The organism is Bacillus sp. L381, from assembly GCF_030284525.1.
Lineage (GTDB): Bacteria > Bacillota > Bacilli > Bacillales > Bacillaceae > Bacillus > Bacillus amyloliquefaciens.
In genome coordinates this window covers 3,328,131-3,348,367 of the sequence record NZ_CP127224.1, presented here as the reverse complement: position 1 = coordinate 3,348,367, position 20,237 = coordinate 3,328,131, and the positions used below count along the sequence as shown (strand labels likewise).

Annotated in this window: 23 protein-coding genes; 21 read left to right on the top strand and 2 right to left on the bottom strand. The window is 44.2% G+C overall.

Annotation, left to right across the window (positions count from 1 at the left end; translation table 11 throughout):
- Positions 1–98 precede the first annotated feature (98 nt).
- Together QRX25_RS17205 and QRX25_RS17200 are read right to left on the bottom strand one after the other, a co-directional pair.
- The gene (locus QRX25_RS17205) at positions 99–1,280 is read right to left on the bottom strand and encodes an LCP family protein (RefSeq protein WP_065982456.1); all 1,182 of its coding nucleotides are present in this window, start codon (positions 1,278–1,280) and stop codon (positions 99–101) included.
- Positions 1,281–1,284: 4 nt separating this feature from the next.
- Positions 1,285–1,932 (bottom strand): YigZ family protein, encoded by a 648-nt coding sequence (locus tag QRX25_RS17200; RefSeq protein ID WP_212099496.1) that lies wholly within the window; start codon positions 1,930–1,932, stop codon positions 1,285–1,287.
- Positions 1,933–2,154: 222 nt separating this feature from the next.
- On the opposite strand from QRX25_RS17200, the gene degS reads away from it, so the two are divergent.
- From degS to secA, 21 genes are all read left to right on the top strand, one after another.
- On the top strand, positions 2,155–3,318 hold the full coding sequence (gene degS / locus QRX25_RS17195) for a two-component sensor histidine kinase DegS (RefSeq protein ID WP_065982454.1): 1,164 nt from the start codon (positions 2,155–2,157) through the stop codon (positions 3,316–3,318).
- Between the two features lie 76 nt (positions 3,319–3,394).
- Positions 3,395–4,084 (top strand): two-component system response regulator DegU, encoded by a 690-nt coding sequence (gene degU / locus QRX25_RS17190; protein WP_003219701.1) that lies wholly within the window; start codon positions 3,395–3,397, stop codon positions 4,082–4,084.
- 96 nt (positions 4,085–4,180) lie between these two features.
- Positions 4,181–5,029, top strand: a complete 849-nt coding sequence (locus QRX25_RS17185) for a DegV family protein (RefSeq protein ID WP_212099493.1) — start codon at positions 4,181–4,183, stop codon at positions 5,027–5,029.
- A gap of 106 nt (positions 5,030–5,135) precedes the next feature.
- Complete coding sequence (locus QRX25_RS17180) at positions 5,136–6,521, top strand: ATP-dependent helicase ComFA (protein ID WP_212099490.1); 1,386 nt, start codon at positions 5,136–5,138, stop codon at positions 6,519–6,521.
- A 58-nt stretch (positions 6,522–6,579) separates the two neighbouring features.
- A complete protein-coding gene (comFB, locus tag QRX25_RS17175) occupies positions 6,580–6,864 on the top strand; it encodes a late competence protein ComFB (RefSeq protein ID WP_013353784.1) in 285 nt (94 codons plus the stop codon).
- A 5-nt stretch (positions 6,865–6,869) separates the two neighbouring features.
- Positions 6,870–7,559 carry a double zinc ribbon domain-containing protein gene (locus tag QRX25_RS17170; protein WP_196769352.1) on the top strand — a complete coding sequence of 230 codons (690 nt, stop codon included), beginning with the start codon at positions 6,870–6,872 and terminating at the stop codon, positions 7,557–7,559.
- A gap of 73 nt (positions 7,560–7,632) precedes the next feature.
- Complete coding sequence (locus QRX25_RS17165) at positions 7,633–8,052, top strand: TIGR03826 family flagellar region protein (RefSeq protein ID WP_212099487.1); 420 nt, start codon at positions 7,633–7,635, stop codon at positions 8,050–8,052.
- Between the two features lie 69 nt (positions 8,053–8,121).
- Entirely contained in the window at positions 8,122–8,388 is a 267-nt protein-coding gene (gene flgM / locus QRX25_RS17160; protein ID WP_212099484.1) for a flagellar biosynthesis anti-sigma factor FlgM, read from the top strand.
- 14 nt (positions 8,389–8,402) lie between these two features.
- On the top strand, positions 8,403–8,885 hold the full coding sequence (locus QRX25_RS17155) for a flagellar protein FlgN (protein WP_013353780.1): 483 nt from the start codon (positions 8,403–8,405) through the stop codon (positions 8,883–8,885).
- A 15-nt stretch (positions 8,886–8,900) separates the two neighbouring features.
- Positions 8,901–10,418 (top strand): flagellar hook-associated protein FlgK, encoded by a 1,518-nt coding sequence (flgK, locus tag QRX25_RS17150; RefSeq protein WP_065982450.1) that lies wholly within the window; start codon positions 8,901–8,903, stop codon positions 10,416–10,418.
- A gap of 11 nt (positions 10,419–10,429) precedes the next feature.
- Positions 10,430–11,347 (top strand): flagellar hook-associated protein FlgL, encoded by a 918-nt coding sequence (flgL, locus tag QRX25_RS17145; protein ID WP_115996789.1) that lies wholly within the window; start codon positions 10,430–10,432, stop codon positions 11,345–11,347.
- A 90-nt stretch (positions 11,348–11,437) separates the two neighbouring features.
- Positions 11,438–12,007 (top strand): DUF6470 family protein, encoded by a 570-nt coding sequence (locus QRX25_RS17140; RefSeq protein WP_115996791.1) that lies wholly within the window; start codon positions 11,438–11,440, stop codon positions 12,005–12,007.
- 29 nt (positions 12,008–12,036) lie between these two features.
- The gene (fliW, locus tag QRX25_RS17135; protein WP_007407475.1) at positions 12,037–12,468 is read left to right on the top strand and encodes a flagellar assembly protein FliW; all 432 of its coding nucleotides are present in this window, start codon (positions 12,037–12,039) and stop codon (positions 12,466–12,468) included.
- Positions 12,462–12,686, top strand: coding sequence for a carbon storage regulator CsrA (gene csrA / locus QRX25_RS17130; RefSeq protein ID WP_003151402.1), 225 nt, complete (start codon positions 12,462–12,464; stop codon positions 12,684–12,686). The genes fliW and csrA overlap by 7 nt, the downstream gene beginning before the upstream one ends.
- Before the next feature lie 143 nt (positions 12,687–12,829).
- Positions 12,830–13,816 (top strand): flagellin N-terminal helical domain-containing protein, encoded by a 987-nt coding sequence (locus tag QRX25_RS17125; protein WP_065982447.1) that lies wholly within the window; start codon positions 12,830–12,832, stop codon positions 13,814–13,816.
- Between the two features lie 246 nt (positions 13,817–14,062).
- Positions 14,063–15,583, top strand: coding sequence for a flagellar hook-associated protein 2 (locus QRX25_RS17120; RefSeq protein ID WP_065982446.1), 1,521 nt, complete (start codon positions 14,063–14,065; stop codon positions 15,581–15,583).
- A gap of 19 nt (positions 15,584–15,602) precedes the next feature.
- Positions 15,603–16,004: a flagellar export chaperone FliS gene (gene fliS, locus QRX25_RS17115; RefSeq protein WP_212099482.1), complete on the top strand. Its 402-nt coding sequence runs from the start codon at positions 15,603–15,605 to the stop codon at positions 16,002–16,004.
- Positions 16,004–16,348, top strand: coding sequence for a flagellar protein FliT (fliT, locus tag QRX25_RS17110; protein ID WP_212099480.1), 345 nt, complete (start codon positions 16,004–16,006; stop codon positions 16,346–16,348). The genes fliS and fliT overlap by 1 nt, the downstream gene beginning before the upstream one ends.
- Before the next feature lie 9 nt (positions 16,349–16,357).
- Positions 16,358–16,735: a DUF8042 domain-containing protein gene (locus QRX25_RS17105; protein WP_115996798.1), complete on the top strand. Its 378-nt coding sequence runs from the start codon at positions 16,358–16,360 to the stop codon at positions 16,733–16,735.
- Between the two features lie 195 nt (positions 16,736–16,930).
- Positions 16,931–17,497, top strand: a complete 567-nt coding sequence (hpf, locus tag QRX25_RS17100) for a ribosome hibernation-promoting factor, HPF/YfiA family (protein WP_016937784.1) — start codon at positions 16,931–16,933, stop codon at positions 17,495–17,497.
- A 166-nt stretch (positions 17,498–17,663) separates the two neighbouring features.
- Positions 17,664–20,189, top strand: coding sequence for a preprotein translocase subunit SecA (secA, locus tag QRX25_RS17095; RefSeq protein ID WP_212099478.1), 2,526 nt, complete (start codon positions 17,664–17,666; stop codon positions 20,187–20,189).
- Positions 20,190–20,237: the final 48 nt, after the last annotated feature.

Sequence of the window (20,237 nt, the reverse complement as noted above, 5' to 3'; positions counted from 1 at the left end):
AGAGCAGATCATGCAAATGGTCTGCTTTTTTCTTTGATTCTGCTACTCTCTTAATTATATAGAAAAACCCGATCCTGCTCAAAGGATCGGGTTTACTGTTAATAGCCTGTTGTGCCGCCGGACTGTGTGCTGCCGGTTTCGTTTGCACCCGCAGTACCGTTGGTTGAATCGGTCGTGCCGCCGGTCCCTGTGCCGCCGGAAGTTGAATCAGTCGTACCGTCCGTTCCGGTGCTGTCAGAAGCAGGATCGGCCGCAGTGCTGCTTCCGGCCGGATAATCCAAATGCTTCTGCAAGGTTTGCCGTACTTTTTCGAGATTGGCCGGATCCGGTTGGAAATAATACGTTCCGCCCGTAGACGCGGTTCCGCCTCCGCCTAAATATAAATCTGTTCCTGTTATGGTCAGTGTATCAACCTTTTTGCTGGTAAAGCCGCTGTAAATCTGCTGAAGGGCGAGTCCTTCAGTGATGCGGATATTCGTTTGTACGTTATTGCTCGCTGTTTCAGCGATTTTATCGATTTTAGCAATATTTCCAGCCTTAGACATTTGGTCGATCAGTGCGTTTAGGATCTGCTTTTGGCGGTCATTCCGGCCGAAGTCTCCGCGCTTATCCTGCTTTCTCATCCGCGCGTAAGCCAGAGCCTGTTCACCGTTCAAATGCATGTTTCCTTTCTTGAAGTAGATCCGTTTCTTTTTACTGACGTCACTCATCTCGTCGAAATCAAATGGCACCTTTACATTGACTCCGCCGACTTCATCAATAACATCCTTAAAGCCGTTAAAATCGACAGTGACATACTTATCAATCGGTATGCCTAATAAGTCTTCTACAGTCGAGACGGTTTCATCCGCTCCGCCTTTAGCAAAAGCCGCATTGATTTTTGACTTTTTACCGGTTGTATCGCCGGCAAGCGTCACCCGCGTATCACGCGGAATACTCAGCATTTTCATTGTTTTATTTCTCGGATCAAGGGTAACAACAATAAGAGAGTCTGATCGTCCGCCTTTTCCGCTTGTGGCATAATTTTCGATCCCCATAAACAAAATGGAGAACGGTTTTTTCTTCATATCGATGACTTCATCCCGCAGTTTTGATTTATCTCCGCGGGAAAGGGCATCATATGCATTATCTGCCGCATTGATCGTTTTGTATACTTTGTACCCGCCAAACCCGGCAGCAACTAACAAAACGAGGGTAAGCAGCAGCAAAATCCGTTTGAAAATAATCTTTCGTTTGTTTTTCTTTTTCTTACGAACACGTACTCTTACACGTTCAGCCATTACATTAGTCTCCTTTAGGGCTGACGTCTGTTTCTAAATACGTCAGTTCTCCCTCTGTATTAATACTTTTGCCGTTCGTCAGCTCTGTCATCCATTTTATAAACGCTTCTTTTTCTTTTTCTTCAACGTATGTTTCAAATTCCACATGATCCGCATAATGGATCTCCTTCAGTAAAAAAACTGATTCTCTCAGTTCATTCTCTATTTTGCCGAGCCACGTATAATCCGCCGATGTATGCATAATCCGCATCAGCTTCCGTTCCGTAACTCCTATATGATTTAACCCCTCAGACACTGACTTCCCGTATGCGCGAATCAATCCGCCTGCTCCGAGCTTTATTCCGCCGAAATACCGGGTAACCACCGCGCAGGTATCTTTCAGGCCGCGTTTTTTCAGCACTTCCAGCATGGGTACGCCGGCTGTGCCGCTTGGTTCTCCGTCATCATTCGCCTTTTGTATATGATCCGTTTCTCCGATCAGATAAGCTGAGCAGTTATGAGTCGCATTCCAGTGCTGTTTTTTGATCTTTTGTATAAATTCCTGCGCTTCCGATTCAGAAGCGGCACGGCTCAGGTGGCAGATAAAACGTGATTTTTCGATCACAATCTCATGTTCACCTGTTTCTTTAACAGTTAAATAGCTGTGCAGCATGATTGCTGGACCCTCCTGACAAGCATTAAAAGACTTGTTTCTACAAATTCGAACAGACTTTAGAATTTTTGCGCATATTTTGGTATTATGAAAGAGTAAGATACTATATAAAAATGTTTTTTTCTAGAATATACGCATTCTTTCATTATAATTCGACACAAATTGCAGTTCAATTACATTTATAATAAAAATACATAACAACACCGTTACGGAGGGAGACTGATGAATAAAACGAAGATGGACTCCAAAGTTTTGGATTCTATACTTATGAAAATGCTGAAAACCGTGGACGGGAGTAAGGACGAGGTTTTTCAAATCGGAGAGCAGTCGCGCCAGCAATATGAGCAGCTGGTCGAAGAACTCAAACAGATCAAACAGCAGGTGTACGAAGTCATTGAGCTGGGCGACAAACTCGAAGTACATACCCGGCACGCAAGAAACCGCTTGTCGGAAGTAAGCAGAAATTTCCATAAGTTCAGCGAAGAAGAAATTCGCAACGCCTATGAAAAGGCGCACAAACTTCAAGTGGAACTGACGATGATCCAGCAGCGTGAAAAGCAGCTGCGGGAGCGCAGAGATGATTTAGAACGCCGGCTTTTGGGGCTCCAGGAAATCATTGAACGGTCAGAATCATTGGTCAGCCAAATAACCGTCGTTCTGAATTACCTGAATCAAGACCTTCGCCAAGTGGGGCTTCTGCTTGCCGATGCGCAGGCTAAACAAGATTTCGGTTTAAGAATTATCGAAGCCCAAGAGGAAGAAAGAAAAAGAGTTTCCAGAGAAATTCATGACGGCCCGGCTCAAATGCTGGCAAATGTCATGATGAGATCGGAATTGATAGAACGGATCTTCCGCGACCGCGGCACGGAGGACGGCTTTCAGGAAATCAGAAATCTTCGCCAGAATGTGCGGAATGCTCTTTACGAAGTCAGAAGGATTATATATGATTTAAGACCGATGGCATTGGACGATCTCGGGCTGATTCCGACACTGAGAAAATATCTTTATACAACTGAAGAATACAACGGAAAGGTGAAAATACATTTTCAGTGCATCGGAGACACGGAGAACAAAAGGCTTGCCCCGCAATTTGAAGTGGCGCTTTTCCGTCTCGCTCAGGAAGCCGTCACAAATGCACTGAAGCATTCAGAATCAGAGGAAATTACAGTAAAAGTGGAAGTAACTGCTGATTTTGTCGTTCTTATCATTAAGGACAACGGAAAAGGCTTTGATATCAATGAGGCTAAACAAAAGAAAAACAAGTCATTCGGCTTGCTGGGAATGAAAGAAAGAGTAGATCTGCTTGAAGGAACGATAACGATAGACTCTAAAATAGGTCTTGGGACATTTATCATGATTAAGGTTCCGTTATCTCTCGGCCTATAATTTGTTAAATAGAGCCAAAAGACATATTGACCGAACAGCGGCGTATATAGAACAATAGGATAAGGAGGCGTAGCGTGTGACTAAAGTAAATATTGTTATTATCGACGACCATCAACTATTCCGTGAGGGTGTAAAAAGAATATTGGATTTTGAACCTACCTTTGAAGTGGTAGCAGAAGGTGACGATGGTGATGAAGCGGCTCGTATCGTCGAGCATTATCATCCCGATGTCGTCATAATGGATATCAATATGCCGAATGTAAATGGAGTAGAGGCTACTAAGCAGCTTGTTGAGCTGTACCCTGAATCTAAGGTAATTATCCTCTCCATCCATGATGATGAAAACTATGTGACTCATGCTTTAAAAACAGGTGCAAGAGGCTATCTCCTGAAAGAGATGGACGCGGATACTTTAATCGAGGCAGTGAAAGTGGTAGCCGAGGGCGGTTCTTACCTTCACCCGAAAGTAACCCACAATCTTGTCAACGAATTCCGCCGTCTTGCGACAAGCGGAGTTTCTGCTCACCCTCAGCATGAGGTTTATCCGGAAATTCGGAGACCATTACATATATTAACGAGACGGGAATGTGAAGTGCTGCAAATGCTTGCAGACGGAAAAAGCAACCGCGGAATCGGTGAATCATTGTTTATCAGTGAGAAAACAGTGAAAAACCACGTGAGTAATATTTTGCAGAAAATGAACGTTAATGACCGGACACAAGCCGTTGTCGTAGCCATTAAAAACGGATGGGTAGAGATGCGTTAGTCTGTGTGAGAAGACTTGCCTGTTATGGCAAGTCTTTTTTTATGGCTTCATATCTATTAAAATACTTATTAAGTACTTAATAAGGCAGGTAAAGTGATGAATATTGCAGTTGTAACAGACAGTACAGCATATATTCCGAAAGAGATGAGAGAAGAACATCATATTCATATGATCCCTCTTCAAGTGGTTTTCGGTGAAAAAACATTCCGCGAAGAAACAGAACTCGACTGGAGAAGCTTTTATAAAGAAGTGAAAAATCATGATGAGCTGCCGACTACGTCCCAGCCTTCTTTCGGTGAATTAATCGCATTGTACGAAGAGCTGGGCAAAACATATGATGCAGTCATAAGTATACATTTGTCCAGCGGAATCAGCGGGACTTATAACAGCGCCGCTTCGGCAAACGCTATGGTTGATCATATTAAAATTTATCCTTTTGATTCAGAGATCAGCTGTTTGGCGCAAGGTTTTTATGCATTAAAAGCTGCACAGCTTATTAAAGACGGAGTTGACTCTCCGGAAGAGATTATAAAAGAGCTGGAAGAAATGAAAAAAACAGTCCGTGCTTATTTTATGGTGGACGATTTATCACATCTGCAGCGGGGCGGGCGTCTAAGCAGTGCTCAGGCTTTTATCGGCGGTCTGTTAAAGGTAAAGCCTATTCTTCATTTTGACAATAAGCTAATTGTTCCTTTTGAGAAGATTCGGACACGCAAAAAAGCGATTTCTAGAATTTTTGAGCTGTTTGCCGAGGATGCAGGTAAAGGAATCCCGATGCGGGCCGCTGTCATTCATGCAAACAGGGAAGAAGAAGCTGCTGAAATTATTCAAGAATTAAGCGGTAAATATCCTCATGTCGAATTCTATAACAGCTATTTCGGAGCCGTGATCGGAACCCATTTGGGCGAAGGCGCCATCGGAATCGGCTGGTGTTTGAAAAACTAAGTGCAAATCTCCGTTTTCAAGGGCGGAGATTTTTTATTTTCTGATTTTCGTAATTCGACAAAAAGTTTCCCGGCAGGCATACTTTAAGCAGAAAGGAGGCTGAGAGATGTCCGGAGGTGTTTCAGAATTTTCGGAGGTGCGGGATTTCTTTTACGGCAGGCATTTATTGAGATCTGAGATTCCGTTTTCTGATCAGTGCATCAAACGTTTTATAGAAGAAAAATATATAACGGCCGAGCCGTCAGTCATCCGCCGGAAAAACCGTTATGTCTGCCGTCGATGCGGCCAGTCTGACCAATCCTGCTTTGCGGTATTTTGGGCGCCCTCTGCCAAAAGACATATTACCTATTGCCGTTCCTGTGTCGTAATGGGAAGGGCTGATGAACTGACGTCATTATACTCTTGGAATCAAGCGGCTGAAAACAGCTGGGAGCCTATAAAGCTTTCTTGGGAAGGAACACTGACAGATGGACAGAAGCAGGCGGCGGATGCGCTTATAGAAGCGATAAAAGAGAAACAAGAGCTGCTGGTATGGGCGGTTTGCGGATCAGGGAAAACAGAGATGCTGTTTCCGGGTATAGAGTTTGCGCTGAATCACGGCTTGCGCGTCTGTGTCGCGACTCCGCGTACAGATGTCGTACTTGAACTGCTGCCGAGACTGAAAAAAGCATTTGAGAAAGTAGAAGTTTCTGCTCTGTACGGCGGCAGTGAAGACAAAGGCAGCTTGACTCCGCTAATGATCTCAACCGCTCACCAGCTGATGCGCTATCGAGATATTTTTGATGTAATGATAATAGATGAAGTAGATGCTTTTCCTTTTTCAGCCGATGAGACATTAAGATTCGCGGTTGATAAAGCCAGAAAGAAAAACAGCGCCCTAGTTTATGTAACGGCAACTCCTTCAGACACATTAAAAAAGAGGGCTGAGGCCGGTTTGCTGAAAAGCGTTCGCATACCGGCCAGATATCATCGGAAACCGCTCCCGGAGCCGCGTTTTTTGTGGTGCGGCAATTGGAAGAAGAAGCTTGAGAAAGGAAAACTGCCGCGCTCTGTAACGGATTGGGTCCGGCAAAAACTTCAATCACGACTGCCGGTTTTCTTATTCGTTCCGTCTGTACATATATTAAGAAAGACAACGGATTATTTTCAAAAATTAAACATCCGTGCAGAAGGCGTGCATGCGGAAGACACATGCAGAAAGGATAAAGTGAAACGGTTCAGAGAAGGACGGGTTGACTTGCTGGTAACGACTACGATTTTAGAAAGAGGCGTTACCGTACCCAAAGTCCAGACTTGTGTCCTCGGCGCAGAAGCACCTATCTTCACTGAGAGCGCACTCGTACAGATTGCAGGCAGAACGGGCAGGCATTATAAACATTTCAGCGGTGATGTCGTCATGTTTCATTTCGGAATGACAAACGGTATGAAGAAAGCAAAAAAACATATAGAATATATGAACAAATTGGCACAAAAAAATAAATTGTTGGACTAGTTAATTTCAGAAAACGTGATACAGTATACTCATACTTTTCCTATGAGGAGCTGTCAACATGCTTGTCAATTCTAAAGAAATCGTATTAAAGGAACTTCTCGACCGCTATATACCTCAGCTTCATATGAAATGCACATGCCGGGTATGCAAAAATGATGTACTGGCACTTTCATTAAACCGGGCTGAACCGGCATATGTTACTGATAAAAAGAAAGTTGCTTATGCAAAAGCAGAGATGGTTGATAAACAGAAAAATACGGCGCTGCTTGTGATTCTTGCTGAATCAGCGGCGATTGTTTCGGTTAATCCCAGCGAGTTCTGTGAGACTCGGGAAGGAGCGTAATTTCTCTGAATTGTTTATTGTGTGACTCCCCAATTTCAAGATCACTGACTTGGAGATCTCTATTTTCTCTGGCGCCGGAGCAAGAGGTATGCAGCGCATGCAGCAATCAATTTGAAAAAATTGAAGGCCCCGTATGCAGTTTATGCGGAAGGCCTCAGCAGTCAAACGAAAAATGCGCTGACTGCATGGCGCGGGAATCAAAAACGGAACAGCGCTTTTTGTTGCGGCAGAACCGTTCGGTTTATTTGTATAATGATGCAATGAAGGATTCATTGGCCCGGTTTAAATTCAGGGGTGATGCGAAAATCATTCAAGCATTTGAACGTGATTTTACTGCCGGCTTTAAAGCGGCATATCCGGCAAATACACATATCCTCGTCCCTATTCCGCTGAGCCCCGAACGGCTGGCGGACCGCGGATTCAATCAATCCGAGCTGCTGGCCTCCCTGCTCGGAATGCCCGTCATTTCCCCCCTCATCAGACTGAACAATGAAAAACAATCCAAAAAGAGCAAAACAGAAAGGCTCTCCGGAGAAAAAAAGTTTTCAGCTGCCGAAAACTCCGCAGAAGGTATGAACGTCATTTTAATAGACGATATTTATACGACGGGCGCCACACTTCATCAAGCTGCCGAAGCTCTGCTGACTGCAGGCAAAGCGTTATCGGTCTCCTCTTTTACTTTAATCAGGAGCTAAATCATTCTTTTTTCCTGCCGATATAATTGATAGAAATATAAGGCAGATAAAAGAAGGAATAGGAGTTAATACGATGGGTGAATTGGCGAATTGTCCAAAATGCAATGCTTTATTTTTTAAAACGAACCTGCAGACCGTATGTCAGGCATGTATTAAAGAAGAAGAAAAAGCATTTGAAACCGTCTATAAATTTTTGAGAAAGCAGGTCAACAGACAGTCGACGATGCAGCAGATTACTGAGGAAACAGGTGTTGAAGAAGAGCTGATCCTCAAATTTATCAAACAAAAAAGGATTCAGATCAGCCAGCTTCCGAATTTGGCATACCCTTGCGAAAGGTGCGGAAATCCGATCAGGACGGGGAAATTTTGCAAGTTCTGTCAAACCGATATTGAGTCGCAATTAGACCATATGAATCAAAAAACAGCTGCTGAATTCAAAGAGAAAAGTAGTTCAAATGACACATACTATGCCTATAATACCAAAAACACCTGATTCCCTAAACTAACTGATAACGCAGTCGATAAAAGAATTAGACTGCGAACAGAAAGCGAGAGGAATCCTATGAAAATCAATCAGTACGGAACACAATCCGTTAATCCATACCAAAAAAATTACGAAAAGCAAGCCGTACAAAAAGAGGCTGCAAAGCCGAAAGACAAAGTGGAAATTTCTTCTCATGCAAAAGAGCTTCAAAATGCGTCAGATGCGGTCATTAAAACACGTCAGGAAAAAATCGCTCAGCTGAAAGCGGATATAGAGAGCGGAACATATAAAATAGATTCAAACAGCATCGCTGAAAAAATAGTGAATTTCTATAAAAAGCAATAAAAAGGAGAAAGCCAATGTCAGCAAAGCCAATTATTGATCAACTGAAGCGACTTTGCGCACTGCATGAACATCTGCTCACGCTGTCTGAGGAGAAAACGGAAGCGCTGAAAGCAGGTAAAACAAAAGAGCTTTCCAACATATTGACTAAAGAGCAAAAGTATATTCAGGCAATCGGGCAGACTGAGGAAGAACGGATCAAGCTGACTTCTCAGTTTCTAAGCGGCAGTGAGGACAACACAATTGCTGCGTGCATCTCCAGAACTTCAGGCAGCGAAAAACAGGAGCTTGAAGGGTTATTTCACTCTTTGTCTGCGCTTCTTGACCGTCTGAAAGAAGTGAACGAGATGAACAAACAGCTCACGATTCAGGCTTTGCAATTCATCTCCGGGGCATTCGATATGATAATGCCGGGTGAAAAAGAGAATATGAATTATAAAGAGCCGCAAACGGCGCGCCAGCCTGTCAGCCGTTTGACATTATTCGATTCAAAAGCTTAGAACGGAGGATTTTCAATGCCATCGACTTTTATGGGGCTCGAAACAGCAAGGCGTGCACTGAGTGCGCAGCAGACTGCATTGAGCACAGTTTCAAATAACGTTGCAAATGCAAATACAGAAGGATATACAAGGCAGCGAGTCACGTTACAATCGACGAGTCCTTATCCCGCTGTATCAAAAAACAGTGATCTGACGGCCGGCCAAATCGGAACAGGGGTTAAAGCGGGTTCAGTGGAGCGCGTCAGAGACAGTTTTTTAGACTATCAGTACAGAACTGAAAATACAAAATTAGGCTACTATACAGCCCGTTCCAATTCATTATCGCAAATGGAAGGCGTCATGAAAGAGCTTGACGATAACGGATTAAACGGATCGCTCAGTTCGTTTTGGAATGCCCTTCAGGATCTGGCGACGAATCCGGAAAATACGGGAGCGCGCTCAGTCTTGCAGGAGCAGGGAAAATCTCTTGCCGAAAGTTTTAACTATATATCTACCTCGTTGACTAACATTCAGGGTGATATTAAAAAGAACCTGGATAACACAGCGGACCAGGTCAATTCAATTCTCAATCAGCTGAATGACCTTAATAATCAAATAGCTGCAGTTGAGCCGAGCGGTATGCTTCCTAATGATTTATATGACCAAAGAGACAGATTGATTGATCAATTATCTTCTATGGCAAATATAAAAGTTTCATATAATAAGTCGGGCGGACATTCCTTGGCGACTGCTGAGGGCACGGTTAACGTGGAATTGCTGAACGGAAATAACAATTCTCTCGGAACGCTGCTGGATGGTAATACAAAAACCGTTTCAGAAATGAAAATCAACTACGACAAGGACAGCGGCCTTGTGTCGAGTGTGTCAGTCGGCAGCAATGCGGTCAATGCGGATGCATTTACCGGAAAAGGCTCACTTTTAGGTCTTATTGAGTCATACGGCTATATGTCAAATGGAGAAGAAAAAGGCCTCTACCCTGAAATGCTGACGGCTCTTGACAATATGGCGCTATCCTTTGCTGACGCGTTTAATGCAGTTCACGAAAAAGGAAAGACCTATACAGGCGAACAGGGCGCGGCATTTTTTGATTTCAGCGGTGATGAAGCGGTGCCGGCAAAAGGTGCGGCAGCGAAAATAAAAGTCAGTGACAAAATCCTCGCGTCTACTGACAATATCGCAGCGTCGTTAAACGGAGAAAAAAGTGACGGCACAAACGCGACTAACTTGGCAGCCGTGCAGAACAGCAAGCTGACTATTAACGGTGAAACCACTACAATTAACGACTTTTATGAATCCCTTATCGGCAAGCTGGGCGTTAACTCACAAAAAGCGGCCAATCTTATGAACAACTCTGAAAGCAACACTCTTTCAGCCGATCAAAGGAGACAATCAGTCAGCGCCGTGTCTTTAGATGAAGAAATGACAAATATGATTCAGTTTCAGCACGCTTATAATGCCGCTGCGCGAATCATAACGATGCAGGATGAAATATTCGATAAAATTATTAACGGTATGGGCACCGGAGGAAGATAGGAGATAAGTAAATGAGAGTAACTCAAGGGATGATCGCAAAAAATTCTCTTCGATTTATCGGCTCAAGTTATGACAAGCTCGATCGGCTTCAGCAGCAAGTGTCTACGGGGAAAAAAATCACGAAAGCTTCTGATGACCCGGTCGTTGCAATGAAGGGAATGCAGTACCGTACTCAGCTTGCGCAGGTAAACCAATATCAGCGGAATGTTTCGCAAGGTTTTACATGGCTGGAAAACTCGGAATCAAGCGTAAACTCAGAAACCGATATTATGGGGAAAATCCGGGACTTGATGGTTCAGGCCAAAAGTGATTCGAACGGTGAAACGGAATTAAAAGCAATCGGTACAGAAATCGGCCAGCTGAAAAAGCAGCTCGTTTCTGTCGCGAATACTCAGGTGAACGGGCGTTACCTGTTTAACGGAACCAATTCAGACGTCCCGCCGATCACTGAAAATGCTGACGGTACATATACGTACAACTATGAAAATTACACTAGTGCTTCGGATGTTAACATCAACATCTCGAACGGTGCAGTGCTGAAAGTGAATTCTGACCCGAATTCAGCTTTCGGGGGCGTCGCTCAAAATGGGGATAATGTATTTGAATTTCTCAACTCCTTAGAAGCTTCTTTAAGCAAAGGTACGCTTTCCGAAGCAGATTCAAAACAGATTCTGTCAGATATCGACGGTTTTACTGACAAAATGAATGCTGAAAAATCCAATATCGGTGCACGCACAAACCGTTTGGAACTTATTCAGACAAGATTGGAATCACAAGCTGCAACTGCTGAAAAAGTATTGTCAGATAATGAAGATGTAGAAATGGAAGATGTGATTGTTGATTATTTATCTCAGCAGACGGTTCATAGAGCAGCGCTGTCAGTGAATGCGAATATTATTCAGCCGTCACTGATCGACTTTCTGAAATAATATAACTGACCGTCTTCAATATATAAAAAAAGCGACTCACACAGGGAGATCGCTTTTTTTACTAGAACACTCTAAAGAGGAGGGATTTCTATGCAGATGCCGAGATTGATTATTGACAGTGTGCCTGCTAAAATCGGTATTACCTTTCAGAAGGAAGAAATCGAGATGGAACAGCCGCCCGCTGACCTGGAAATCGAACAGCCGCCGGCAGAGCTGAGCATTGAAAGCACGCCGGCCAAACTGACGATTGATCAGACGAGGGCTTGGGAGAACTTGAATCTCAAATCATTTGAAAAGCTGAACGCGGAAGCCGCCCAGAAAGGAGCGGAAGCCTGCAGTGAGTTTATTGCAAAAACAGTCAGAGAAGGGAAGGAAATGGCGGCTATCGAAAAGAAAACCGGCAATGTGATGGCCCGGCAGGCAGCGGATGTCAGGCCGCCCGATCCATTCGGCGAATTCAGTGACTTTCTGCCTGCGCAGTTTCTCGTCGACATTGACTGCATTCCTTCAAAGCTTACGGTTGATATAGAGGCCCGCAAACCTTCAATTGAAGCAGCCGCCCACAAACCGGTATGGAATTACACGCCGGGGAAAGTTCAGATTGATATGATGCAAGACCCTAAGGTGACGATTTCGGTTGACGATGGTAACACAGAATAAAAGATGAAAGTGGTAAAGGATTGTGAAGCATGATTATTAAAACAAAATATCACGGAGAAATCAGAATAGACGAAGGGCAGATTATCTCATTTGAAAACGGCCTGCCGGGATTTAATGACGAGACTCAATTTGTTGTTCTTCCTTTGTCGGAAGATTCACCGTTTTTGGCGCTGCAATCTGTCAAACAGGAGCACATCGCCTTTATTGTCGCCAGTCCGTTTATTTTCTTTAAAGGGTACGAATTTGACATTGACCATGCGACGCTTGAGCTTTTGCATATTGAAGATATAGAGGACGTCGAGGTTATGGCGATTTTAACGCTGGAAGAGCCTTTTGAAAACACGACCGCCAATTTAAAAGCGCCGATTATCGTCAATAAAAAGGAAATGAAGGCGAAACAAATCATTTTACATGATGCTTCCTATGAAACAAAACATCTGATAGGAGGAGGATCATGCTAGTTCTCTCAAGAAAAGTGAATGAGTCAATTCAGATCGGACCCGATATTGAAATCAAGGTGATTGCGATTGAAGGAGAGCAAGTGAAGCTGGGAATTGAAGCGCCTCAGCATGTGGATATTCACCGGAAAGAAATATACTTGTCGATCCTGGAAGAGAACAACAGAGCCGTATCTTTTAATACCGATTTATTACTTAATTTATCCTCACAAAAAAAGTGAGGATTTTTTTATTTTCATATAAACAATAGAAGCGGCCGTCCGATATATATAGTGTAGCCAATGAGAGGAAAAATTTTCTTCAGAATGACGCTGCGAAAAATGCACAAGGACGTGCGAAAAACAATTCAGGGAGGAAATACAAAATGAGAATCAACCACAATATCGCGGCTCTTAACACTAGCCGTCAGCTGAATGCAGGTTCAAACTCTGCTGCAAAAAACATGGAAAAATTATCTTCAGGTCTTCGCATCAACCGCGCTGGTGATGACGCTGCGGGTCTTGCGATCTCTGAAAAAATGCGTTCTCAAATCCGCGGTTTAGACATGGCGTCTAAAAACGCTCAAGACGGAATCTCTCTTATCCAAACATCTGAGGGTGCATTGAACGAAACTCACAGCATTCTTCAGCGTATGAGCGAGCTTGCTACACAAGCGGCTAACGATACAAACACAGATTCTGACCGTTCTGAGCTTCAAAAAGAGATGGACCAATTAGCGTCTGAAGTAACAAGAATCTCTACTGACACTGAGTTCAACACGAAAAAACTTCTTGACGGAACTGCGAAAAACCTTACGTTCCAAATCGGAGCTAATGAAGGCCAAACAATGAGCCTGTCTATCAATAAAATGGACTCTGAAAGCCTGAAAGTCGGTACGACTTATACAGTAAATGCTGACGGATCTAAAATTACAGACAAAGATGGAAATGAAGCAACACTTGTAACTGACGGTTCTAAAGGACCGAATGGCTACTATGATGCTACTGATAAATTAGTTTATCAAGCTGACAGTGCTTTGACTGCAGATTCTAAAGTAACAAAAGGTATCGACATCTCATCTTCTGCTAAAGCTGCGTCTTCAGCTCTTACAACAATCAAAACAGCTATCGACACAGTATCTAGCGAGCGCGCTAAACTTGGTGCGGTTCAAAACCGTTTAGAGCACACAATCAACAACCTTGGTACTTCTTCTGAGAACCTGACATCTGCTGAATCACGTATCCGTGACGTAGACATGGCTTCTGAGATGATGGAGTACACGAAAAACAACATCCTTACTCAGGCTTCTCAAGCTATGCTTGCGCAAGCTAACCAACAGCCTCAGCAAGTTCTTCAATTGCTTAAAGGTTAATGACGGAAAGATCCTGGTTCTCCAGGGTCTTTTTTTATTTCCTCAGCTTTTCCCCTCATCATGCCAAGGAATCCCTATTGACAAAATGAAACATTATAATTTCAGTTAAAATATTGAAAACCTTTTAATATGACCGATATAAGAATAAGATCATACATTTATGGAGCTGCGATATGATAAACAGTCGGAAACTCACTGTTGTCATAGAGCCGTCTACGACTAAACGCCGAAAAGGAGAGGGTACATATGGTCACAAGAATCACAGGCCTAAATTCCGGTCTTGATGTAGATTCTCTGGTGAAAAAACTGATGGATGCCGAAAAGCAGCCGCTTAATAAATTGAACCAGAAAAAGCAGACGCTTGAATGGAAGCGTGATGCTTATCGGGAAATGAATACCCAGATTACCGACATGTATTCCACTACATTTAATAATATGCTGATGTCCACAAACTGGAATAAAAAAACAGTAACAAGTTCGGATTCCAGTGTCAGCGCGGTGGCCGTCAGTGCTGAGCAAAATATTTCAACAAGCATGTCCGTTCAGCAGCTGGCCACGCCGACGACGTATAAATCCTCAGGCTCCATCAATTTCACTTCAGGCCAGAGCCAAACATTGAAATTCAATGTCACAAATCCGGGTGACACGAAGCCGACTGAGGTAAACGTCACGATCGCCGCGACTGATACGATTGACGATGTGATTTCCAAACTGAACAGCTCGGGCCTCGGGGTGACGGCTTTAAAAGAGAAAATTTCCAATGGCACGGATTATGCGGACACGATTGCGTTCACTTCCAATAAAACGGGGGAAGGGTTTACCCTTGCCGCAGGCGATGACGCAACCAAAAGCTTTCTGAAAGATCAGCTCGGTTTTGCCGTTGATGATGCGACAAATAAACTGACGGCCAATGCCGAAGGGAAAAACGCGAAGTTTACATTCAACGGCCTTGAAATGACCAAAACGTCAAATAACTTTACGATCAACGGCATTAAATATACGCTGAACAGCGTGACGGATAGCAATAAAACGGTTACGATTAACAGCACGACTGATACGGACGGCATTTTTAACAACATTAAAGATTTTGTTGATAAATACAACACGTTAATTAAAAACGTAAACGCGAAGGTGACGGAATCAAAATACCGGGATTATACGCCGTTAACCGATGAACAAAGAGAAGCGATGACCGATAAGCAGGTTGAGCAGTGGGAGGCTAAAGCCAAAAGCGGTTTATTACGGAGCGACAGCACGCTGCAGAACGGTTTGGCGGAAATGCGGATTGATCTGTACTCAACGGTTACGATTGACGGAAAAAAATATCAGCTCGCGGATTTTGGAATTGAAACGTCTGATAACTACGCCGATCAAGGAAAGCTTGTCATTAAAGATGAAGCGAAACTGAAACAGAAAATTACCGAGAATCCGTCTCTCGTGGCTAAGCTGTTTAATGCGGACAGCCCTGATACAGCGAAAACCAAAAACCCGGAAGAGCAGGGGATTGCCCGGAGATTAAAAGACACATTAAACAAAATGCAGACTCAAATTTCAAAACAAGCGGGCACGGAAAGCTCGGTATCAACCAGCTTTGCCATCGGAAAAAGCCTGAACGAAGTAGAAACAAATATTACTAATATGAAAACGAAGCTGGATGACATCGAAACAAGATATTATAAAAAGTTCAGCGCGTTGGATACGGCATTGGAGAAATTGAACAGCCAATCTTCATATCTCATGTCAATGTTAGGATCTTCAACATCATAATCTTGGAGGTTTCACAAAAATGGCAATAAATAATCCTTTTGCTGCTTATCAGCAGACATCCGTCTTTACAGCCGCTCCGGAAGAGCTGACCCTTATGCTTTATAACGGCTGCCTGCGATTCATTAAGCTGGGCAGGCAGGCCATGAAGCAAAACAACCCTGAAGCCAAAAATGAAAATATCGTAAAGGCGCAAAACATCATTCAAGAGCTCAGCATCACGTTAAACAGGGAGATTGAGATTTCCGATCAGATGTCGTCAATCTATGATTACATCCGCCGCCGCCTGATTGAAGCGAACGTGCAGAATAACGAAGGATTTTTAGATGAAGCGGAAAAGCTCGTTACTGAATTTCGCGATACGTGGAAGCAGGCCATGCAGAGCGAACGGAAAAACAGCCATGGCGCGGGCGGCCTTGCCTGATGAACAGGAATGTCTTTTCTTTGTATAACGAAACGAAGAACATGTACGCCGAACTGAAGGATGCACCGGAAAGCGACGGTCTCATCAGCAGCGTTACGGCATTTACGGAGAAAAGGGAGGAGATGCTTGCGGGCATAAAACCGCCTTTTTCCGAAGAAGAACAAACGCTGCTTCAGCAGGTGACCGAGCTTGACCGCCTGATTGCCGGAGAAGTGAAACGGATCCAGGACGGCATCCGAAATGAAATAAAAACACTCAAGAAAAAACGGGTGTACCATAATACGTATTTTAATCCGTATCATCAAACGACAAGTGACGGCCGTTATTACGACAAACGCAAATAGGTGAGTGTTTTGAGAAGTTTGAACGATTACCATTTGGTGTCAGCATACTACCAGCTTCTTTTTACGATTGATGAGGGGCTTTGCTACCTATTGGATACGCAGGATGATTTTTTTAAGACGGAGGGCGAACGGATTTACAACGATTTGATTCAGGCTTTTTTTCATCTCGACTCCTCTCATGCGCTTATTTTGTCTATCGTTGAGTGCCAATGCGTGGAGACTGCGATTCGGTCATTTGACGAGATTTTTCAGAATTTCAGCATGTTAAATGATTATGATTTCCCGTCCGCTCCGTTTCAGGAGTTTTTAAAGACCATCTTTCTGCCGCATTATAAGCTGTGGATGGAGCAGACGCACGACTGCATCAAACCGTATGTTCTTCACTAGACCTGCTGCAAGCGGCAGGTCTTTTGCCTGCGTTCTTTGCATATACTTTAATCCTGCCGGAAGCTGCCGGATAAAAAGCTGACACCATTCGTCATCGTTCACTGATTTTACACATTATTTTAACGTTTCAGCAGGGATCAGAAGGGGTAAAAGAGAAATAGATACATATCCTTAGATAAAGGGAGGCGTTCTTTGATGAACTACAATATCAGAGGAGAAAACATTGAGGTTACACCTGCGTTAAAGGATCATGTGGAGAGAAAAATCGGCAAGCTGGAACGATATTTCGAGCAGAGCGTCAATGCCGATGTGAACGTCAACTTAAAATTCTATAATGATAAGGAATCAAAAGTTGAAGTCACCATTCCGATGACTGATCTGGCGCTTCGTTCCGAAGTGCATAACGAGGATATGTACAATGCAATTGATCTCGCAACAAACAAGCTGGAACGTCAAATCCGAAAGCATAAAACAAAGGTCAACCGGAAATTCCGTGAGCAGGGTCTGCCGAAACATTACTTCGAGAACGGGAGCGCCGCTGACACGAACGTAGCGGTTCAGGATGAAATTGAAGATGACAGCCCGGAAATTGTCCGCCAAAAGCGTTTTAATTTAAAACCGATGGATAATGAAGAAGCGATTCTCCAAATGAATATGCTCGGACATAATTTCTTCGTATTCACCAATGCCGAGACGAATCTCACAAATGTCGTTTACCGCAGAAATGACGGCAAATACGGATTAATTGAACCGACTGAATAAACCCATCCAGCCTTCCGTGAACGCGCGGAAGGTTTTTCTCTATCTTTATCTGCAAATTCTTTGGAAATAACAAAAGGTATGTTATGATAATGAGAGGTATACATGGACAGAAAATTATCATTTATTCCATGCGAAATTTGCATGTGAACATAGAGGAGCGTTATAGATGCTTGGGATTTTAAATAAAATGTTTGATCCGACCAAACGTGCGCTGAACAAATACGAAAAAATAGCAAATGACATTGATGCTGTAAAAGGAGATTATGAAAATCTCTCTGACGATGCACTTAAACATAAAACGGAAGAATTCAGAGAGCGGCTTGAAAAAGGAGAAACGACGGATGACCTTCTTGTCGAAGCTTTTGCCGTCGTTCGTGAAGCTTCCCGCCGTGTAACCGGCATGTTCCCGTTTAAAGTGCAGCTGATGGGGGGCCTTGCCCTTCATGAGGGGAATATCGCCGAAATGAAAACAGGGGAAGGGAAAACGCTGACGTCCACGCTTCCCGTATATTTAAATGCTTTGATGGGAAAAGGCGTTCACGTCGTAACAGTCAACGAATATCTGGCAAGCCGTGATGCTGAGCAAATGGGAGAAATTTTTACGTTTCTCGGGCTTACGGTCGGCCTGAACCTGAATTCGATGTCAAAAGACGAAAAACGCGAAGCTTACGCAGCCGATATCACGTATTCCACGAATAATGAGCTCGGCTTTGATTATTTGCGTGACAATATGGTGCTTTATAAAGAACAAATGGTGCAGCGTCCGCTTCATTTTGCCGTTATTGATGAAGTCGATTCAATTTTAGTCGATGAAGCGAGAACGCCATTAATTATTTCCGGACAAGCTCAGAAGTCCACAAAACTGTACGTGCAGGCAAATGCGTTTGTCCGCACACTCAAGAAGGATCAGGATTATACGTATGACGTCAAAACGAAGGGCGTTCAGCTGACGGAAGAAGGAATGACGAAGGCTGAAAAAGCGTTCGGCATCGACAACCTGTTCGATGTCAAAAACGTCGCCTTAAACCACCATATCAACCAGGCTTTAAAAGCCCATGCGGCAATGCAGAAAGATGTGGATTATGTTGTTGAGGACGGCCAGGTCGTCATCGTTGATTCCTTCACCGGCCGTCTGATGAAAGGACGCCGCTACAGTGAAGGCCTTCACCAGGCGATTGAGGCGAAAGAAGGCCTGGAGATTCAAAATGAAAGCATGACTTTGGCGACGATTACGTTCCAAAACTATTTCCGTATGTACGAAAAGCTGGCCGGTATGACCGGTACCGCAAAAACGGAAGAGGAAGAATTCCGCAATATTTATAACATGCAGGTTGTATCCATCCCGACCAACCAGCCTGTCATCCGTGACGACCGTCCGGACTTGATCTATCGCTCAATGGAAGGGAAATTCAAGGCGGTGGCGGAGGATGTCGCCCAGCGCTACATGACCGGACAGCCTGTTCTTGTCGGTACGGTTGCCGTTGAAACGTCTGAATTGATTTCAAAACTTCTGAAAAACAAAGGTATTCCGCATCAGGTGCTGAACGCGAAAAACCATGAGCGTGAAGCTCAGATCATTGAAGAAGCGGGACAAAAAGGCGCTGTCACGATTGCGACCAACATGGCAGGACGCGGAACCGACATTAAACTCGGTGAAGGCGTAAAAGAGCTTGGCGGCCTTGCAGTCGTCGGTACGGAACGCCACGAATCCCGCCGGATTGACAACCAGCTCCGCGGACGTTCAGGACGTCAGGGAGATCCGGGCATCACACAATTTTATCTTTCAATGGAAGATGAATTGATGCGCCGTTTCGGAGCTGAACGGACGATGGCGATGCTTGACCGGTTCGGTATGGATGACTCCACGCCGATTCAGAGCAAAATGGTGTCCCGCGCCGTGGAATCGTCTCAAAAACGTGTCGAAGGAAACAACTTCGATTCACGTAAACAGCTTCTTCAATATGACGACGTGCTCCGTCAGCAGCGCGAAGTCATTTACAAGCAGCGTTTTGAAGTCATTGATTCTGAAAACCTGCGTGACATTGTGGAAGGCATGATCAAGTCTTCTCTGGAGCGTGCGATTGCCGCTTATACACCGAGCGAGGAGCTTCCGGAAGAATGGAATCTTGACGGACTCGTGGAGCTGGTCAATACAACGTATCTTGATGAAGGCGCGCTTGAAAAGAGCGATATCTTTGGGAAAGAACCTGATGAAATGCATGAGATGATCATGGACCGCATCATGACGAAATATAATGAAAAAGAAGAGAATTTCGGCGCAGAGCAGATGCGTGAATTTGAAAAAGTAATCGTATTGCGTGCCGTCGATTCAAAATGGATGGATCATATTGATGCGATGGATCAGCTGCGTCAAGGGATTCACCTTCGCGCTTATGCGCAGACAAATCCGCTGCGTGAATACCAAATGGAAGGTTTCGCAATGTTTGAGCACATGATTGAGTCCATTGAGGACGAGGTCGCAAAGTTCGTCATGAAGGCTGAGATTGAAAGCAATCTGGAACGCGAAGAAGTTGTTCAGGGCCAAACGACGGCTCATCAGCAGCAGGACGGCGATGAAGCCAAACAAGCGAAAAAAGCGCCGGTGCGCAAAGTTGTAGATATCGGACGCAACGCGCCTTGCCATTGCGGAAGCGGAAAAAAATATAAAAATTGCTGCGGCCGGACAGAATAGTCACGACTGCAGGAAGCGAACATGACCGGGTCTGCGTCTTATGACGCC

Excerpts from the sequence above, each read along its gene's own strand:
- QRX25_RS17165 (WP_212099487.1), top strand. The coding sequence starts at position 7,633 with ATGGGTGAATTGGCGAATTGTCCAAAATGCAATGCTTTATTTTTTAAA.
- fliW (WP_007407475.1), top strand. The coding sequence starts at position 12,037 with ATGATTATTAAAACAAAATATCACGGAGAAATCAGAATAGACGAAGGG.
- QRX25_RS17185 (WP_212099493.1), top strand. The coding sequence starts at position 4,181 with ATGAATATTGCAGTTGTAACAGACAGTACAGCATATATTCCGAAAGAG.
- degS (WP_065982454.1), top strand. The coding sequence starts at position 2,155 with ATGAATAAAACGAAGATGGACTCCAAAGTTTTGGATTCTATACTTATG.
- fliT (WP_212099480.1), top strand. The coding sequence starts at position 16,004 with ATGAACAGGAATGTCTTTTCTTTGTATAACGAAACGAAGAACATGTAC.
- QRX25_RS17200 (WP_212099496.1), bottom strand. The coding sequence starts at position 1,932 with ATGCTGCACAGCTATTTAACTGTTAAAGAAACAGGTGAACATGAGATT.
- comFB (WP_013353784.1), top strand. The coding sequence starts at position 6,580 with ATGCTTGTCAATTCTAAAGAAATCGTATTAAAGGAACTTCTCGACCGC.
- QRX25_RS17155 (WP_013353780.1), top strand. The coding sequence starts at position 8,403 with ATGTCAGCAAAGCCAATTATTGATCAACTGAAGCGACTTTGCGCACTG.
- fliS (WP_212099482.1), top strand. The coding sequence starts at position 15,603 with ATGGCAATAAATAATCCTTTTGCTGCTTATCAGCAGACATCCGTCTTT.
- QRX25_RS17120 (WP_065982446.1), top strand. The coding sequence starts at position 14,063 with ATGGTCACAAGAATCACAGGCCTAAATTCCGGTCTTGATGTAGATTCT.
- flgM (WP_212099484.1), top strand. The coding sequence starts at position 8,122 with ATGAAAATCAATCAGTACGGAACACAATCCGTTAATCCATACCAAAAA.
- QRX25_RS17125 (WP_065982447.1), top strand. The coding sequence starts at position 12,830 with ATGAGAATCAACCACAATATCGCGGCTCTTAACACTAGCCGTCAGCTG.
- flgK (WP_065982450.1), top strand. The coding sequence starts at position 8,901 with ATGCCATCGACTTTTATGGGGCTCGAAACAGCAAGGCGTGCACTGAGT.
- QRX25_RS17180 (WP_212099490.1), top strand. The coding sequence starts at position 5,136 with ATGTCCGGAGGTGTTTCAGAATTTTCGGAGGTGCGGGATTTCTTTTAC.
- flgL (WP_115996789.1), top strand. The coding sequence starts at position 10,430 with ATGAGAGTAACTCAAGGGATGATCGCAAAAAATTCTCTTCGATTTATC.
- QRX25_RS17140 (WP_115996791.1), top strand. The coding sequence starts at position 11,438 with ATGCAGATGCCGAGATTGATTATTGACAGTGTGCCTGCTAAAATCGGT.
- secA (WP_212099478.1), top strand. The coding sequence starts at position 17,664 with ATGCTTGGGATTTTAAATAAAATGTTTGATCCGACCAAACGTGCGCTG.
- csrA (WP_003151402.1), top strand. The coding sequence starts at position 12,462 with ATGCTAGTTCTCTCAAGAAAAGTGAATGAGTCAATTCAGATCGGACCC.
- QRX25_RS17205 (WP_065982456.1), bottom strand. The coding sequence starts at position 1,280 with ATGGCTGAACGTGTAAGAGTACGTGTTCGTAAGAAAAAGAAAAACAAA.
- hpf (WP_016937784.1), top strand. The coding sequence starts at position 16,931 with ATGAACTACAATATCAGAGGAGAAAACATTGAGGTTACACCTGCGTTA.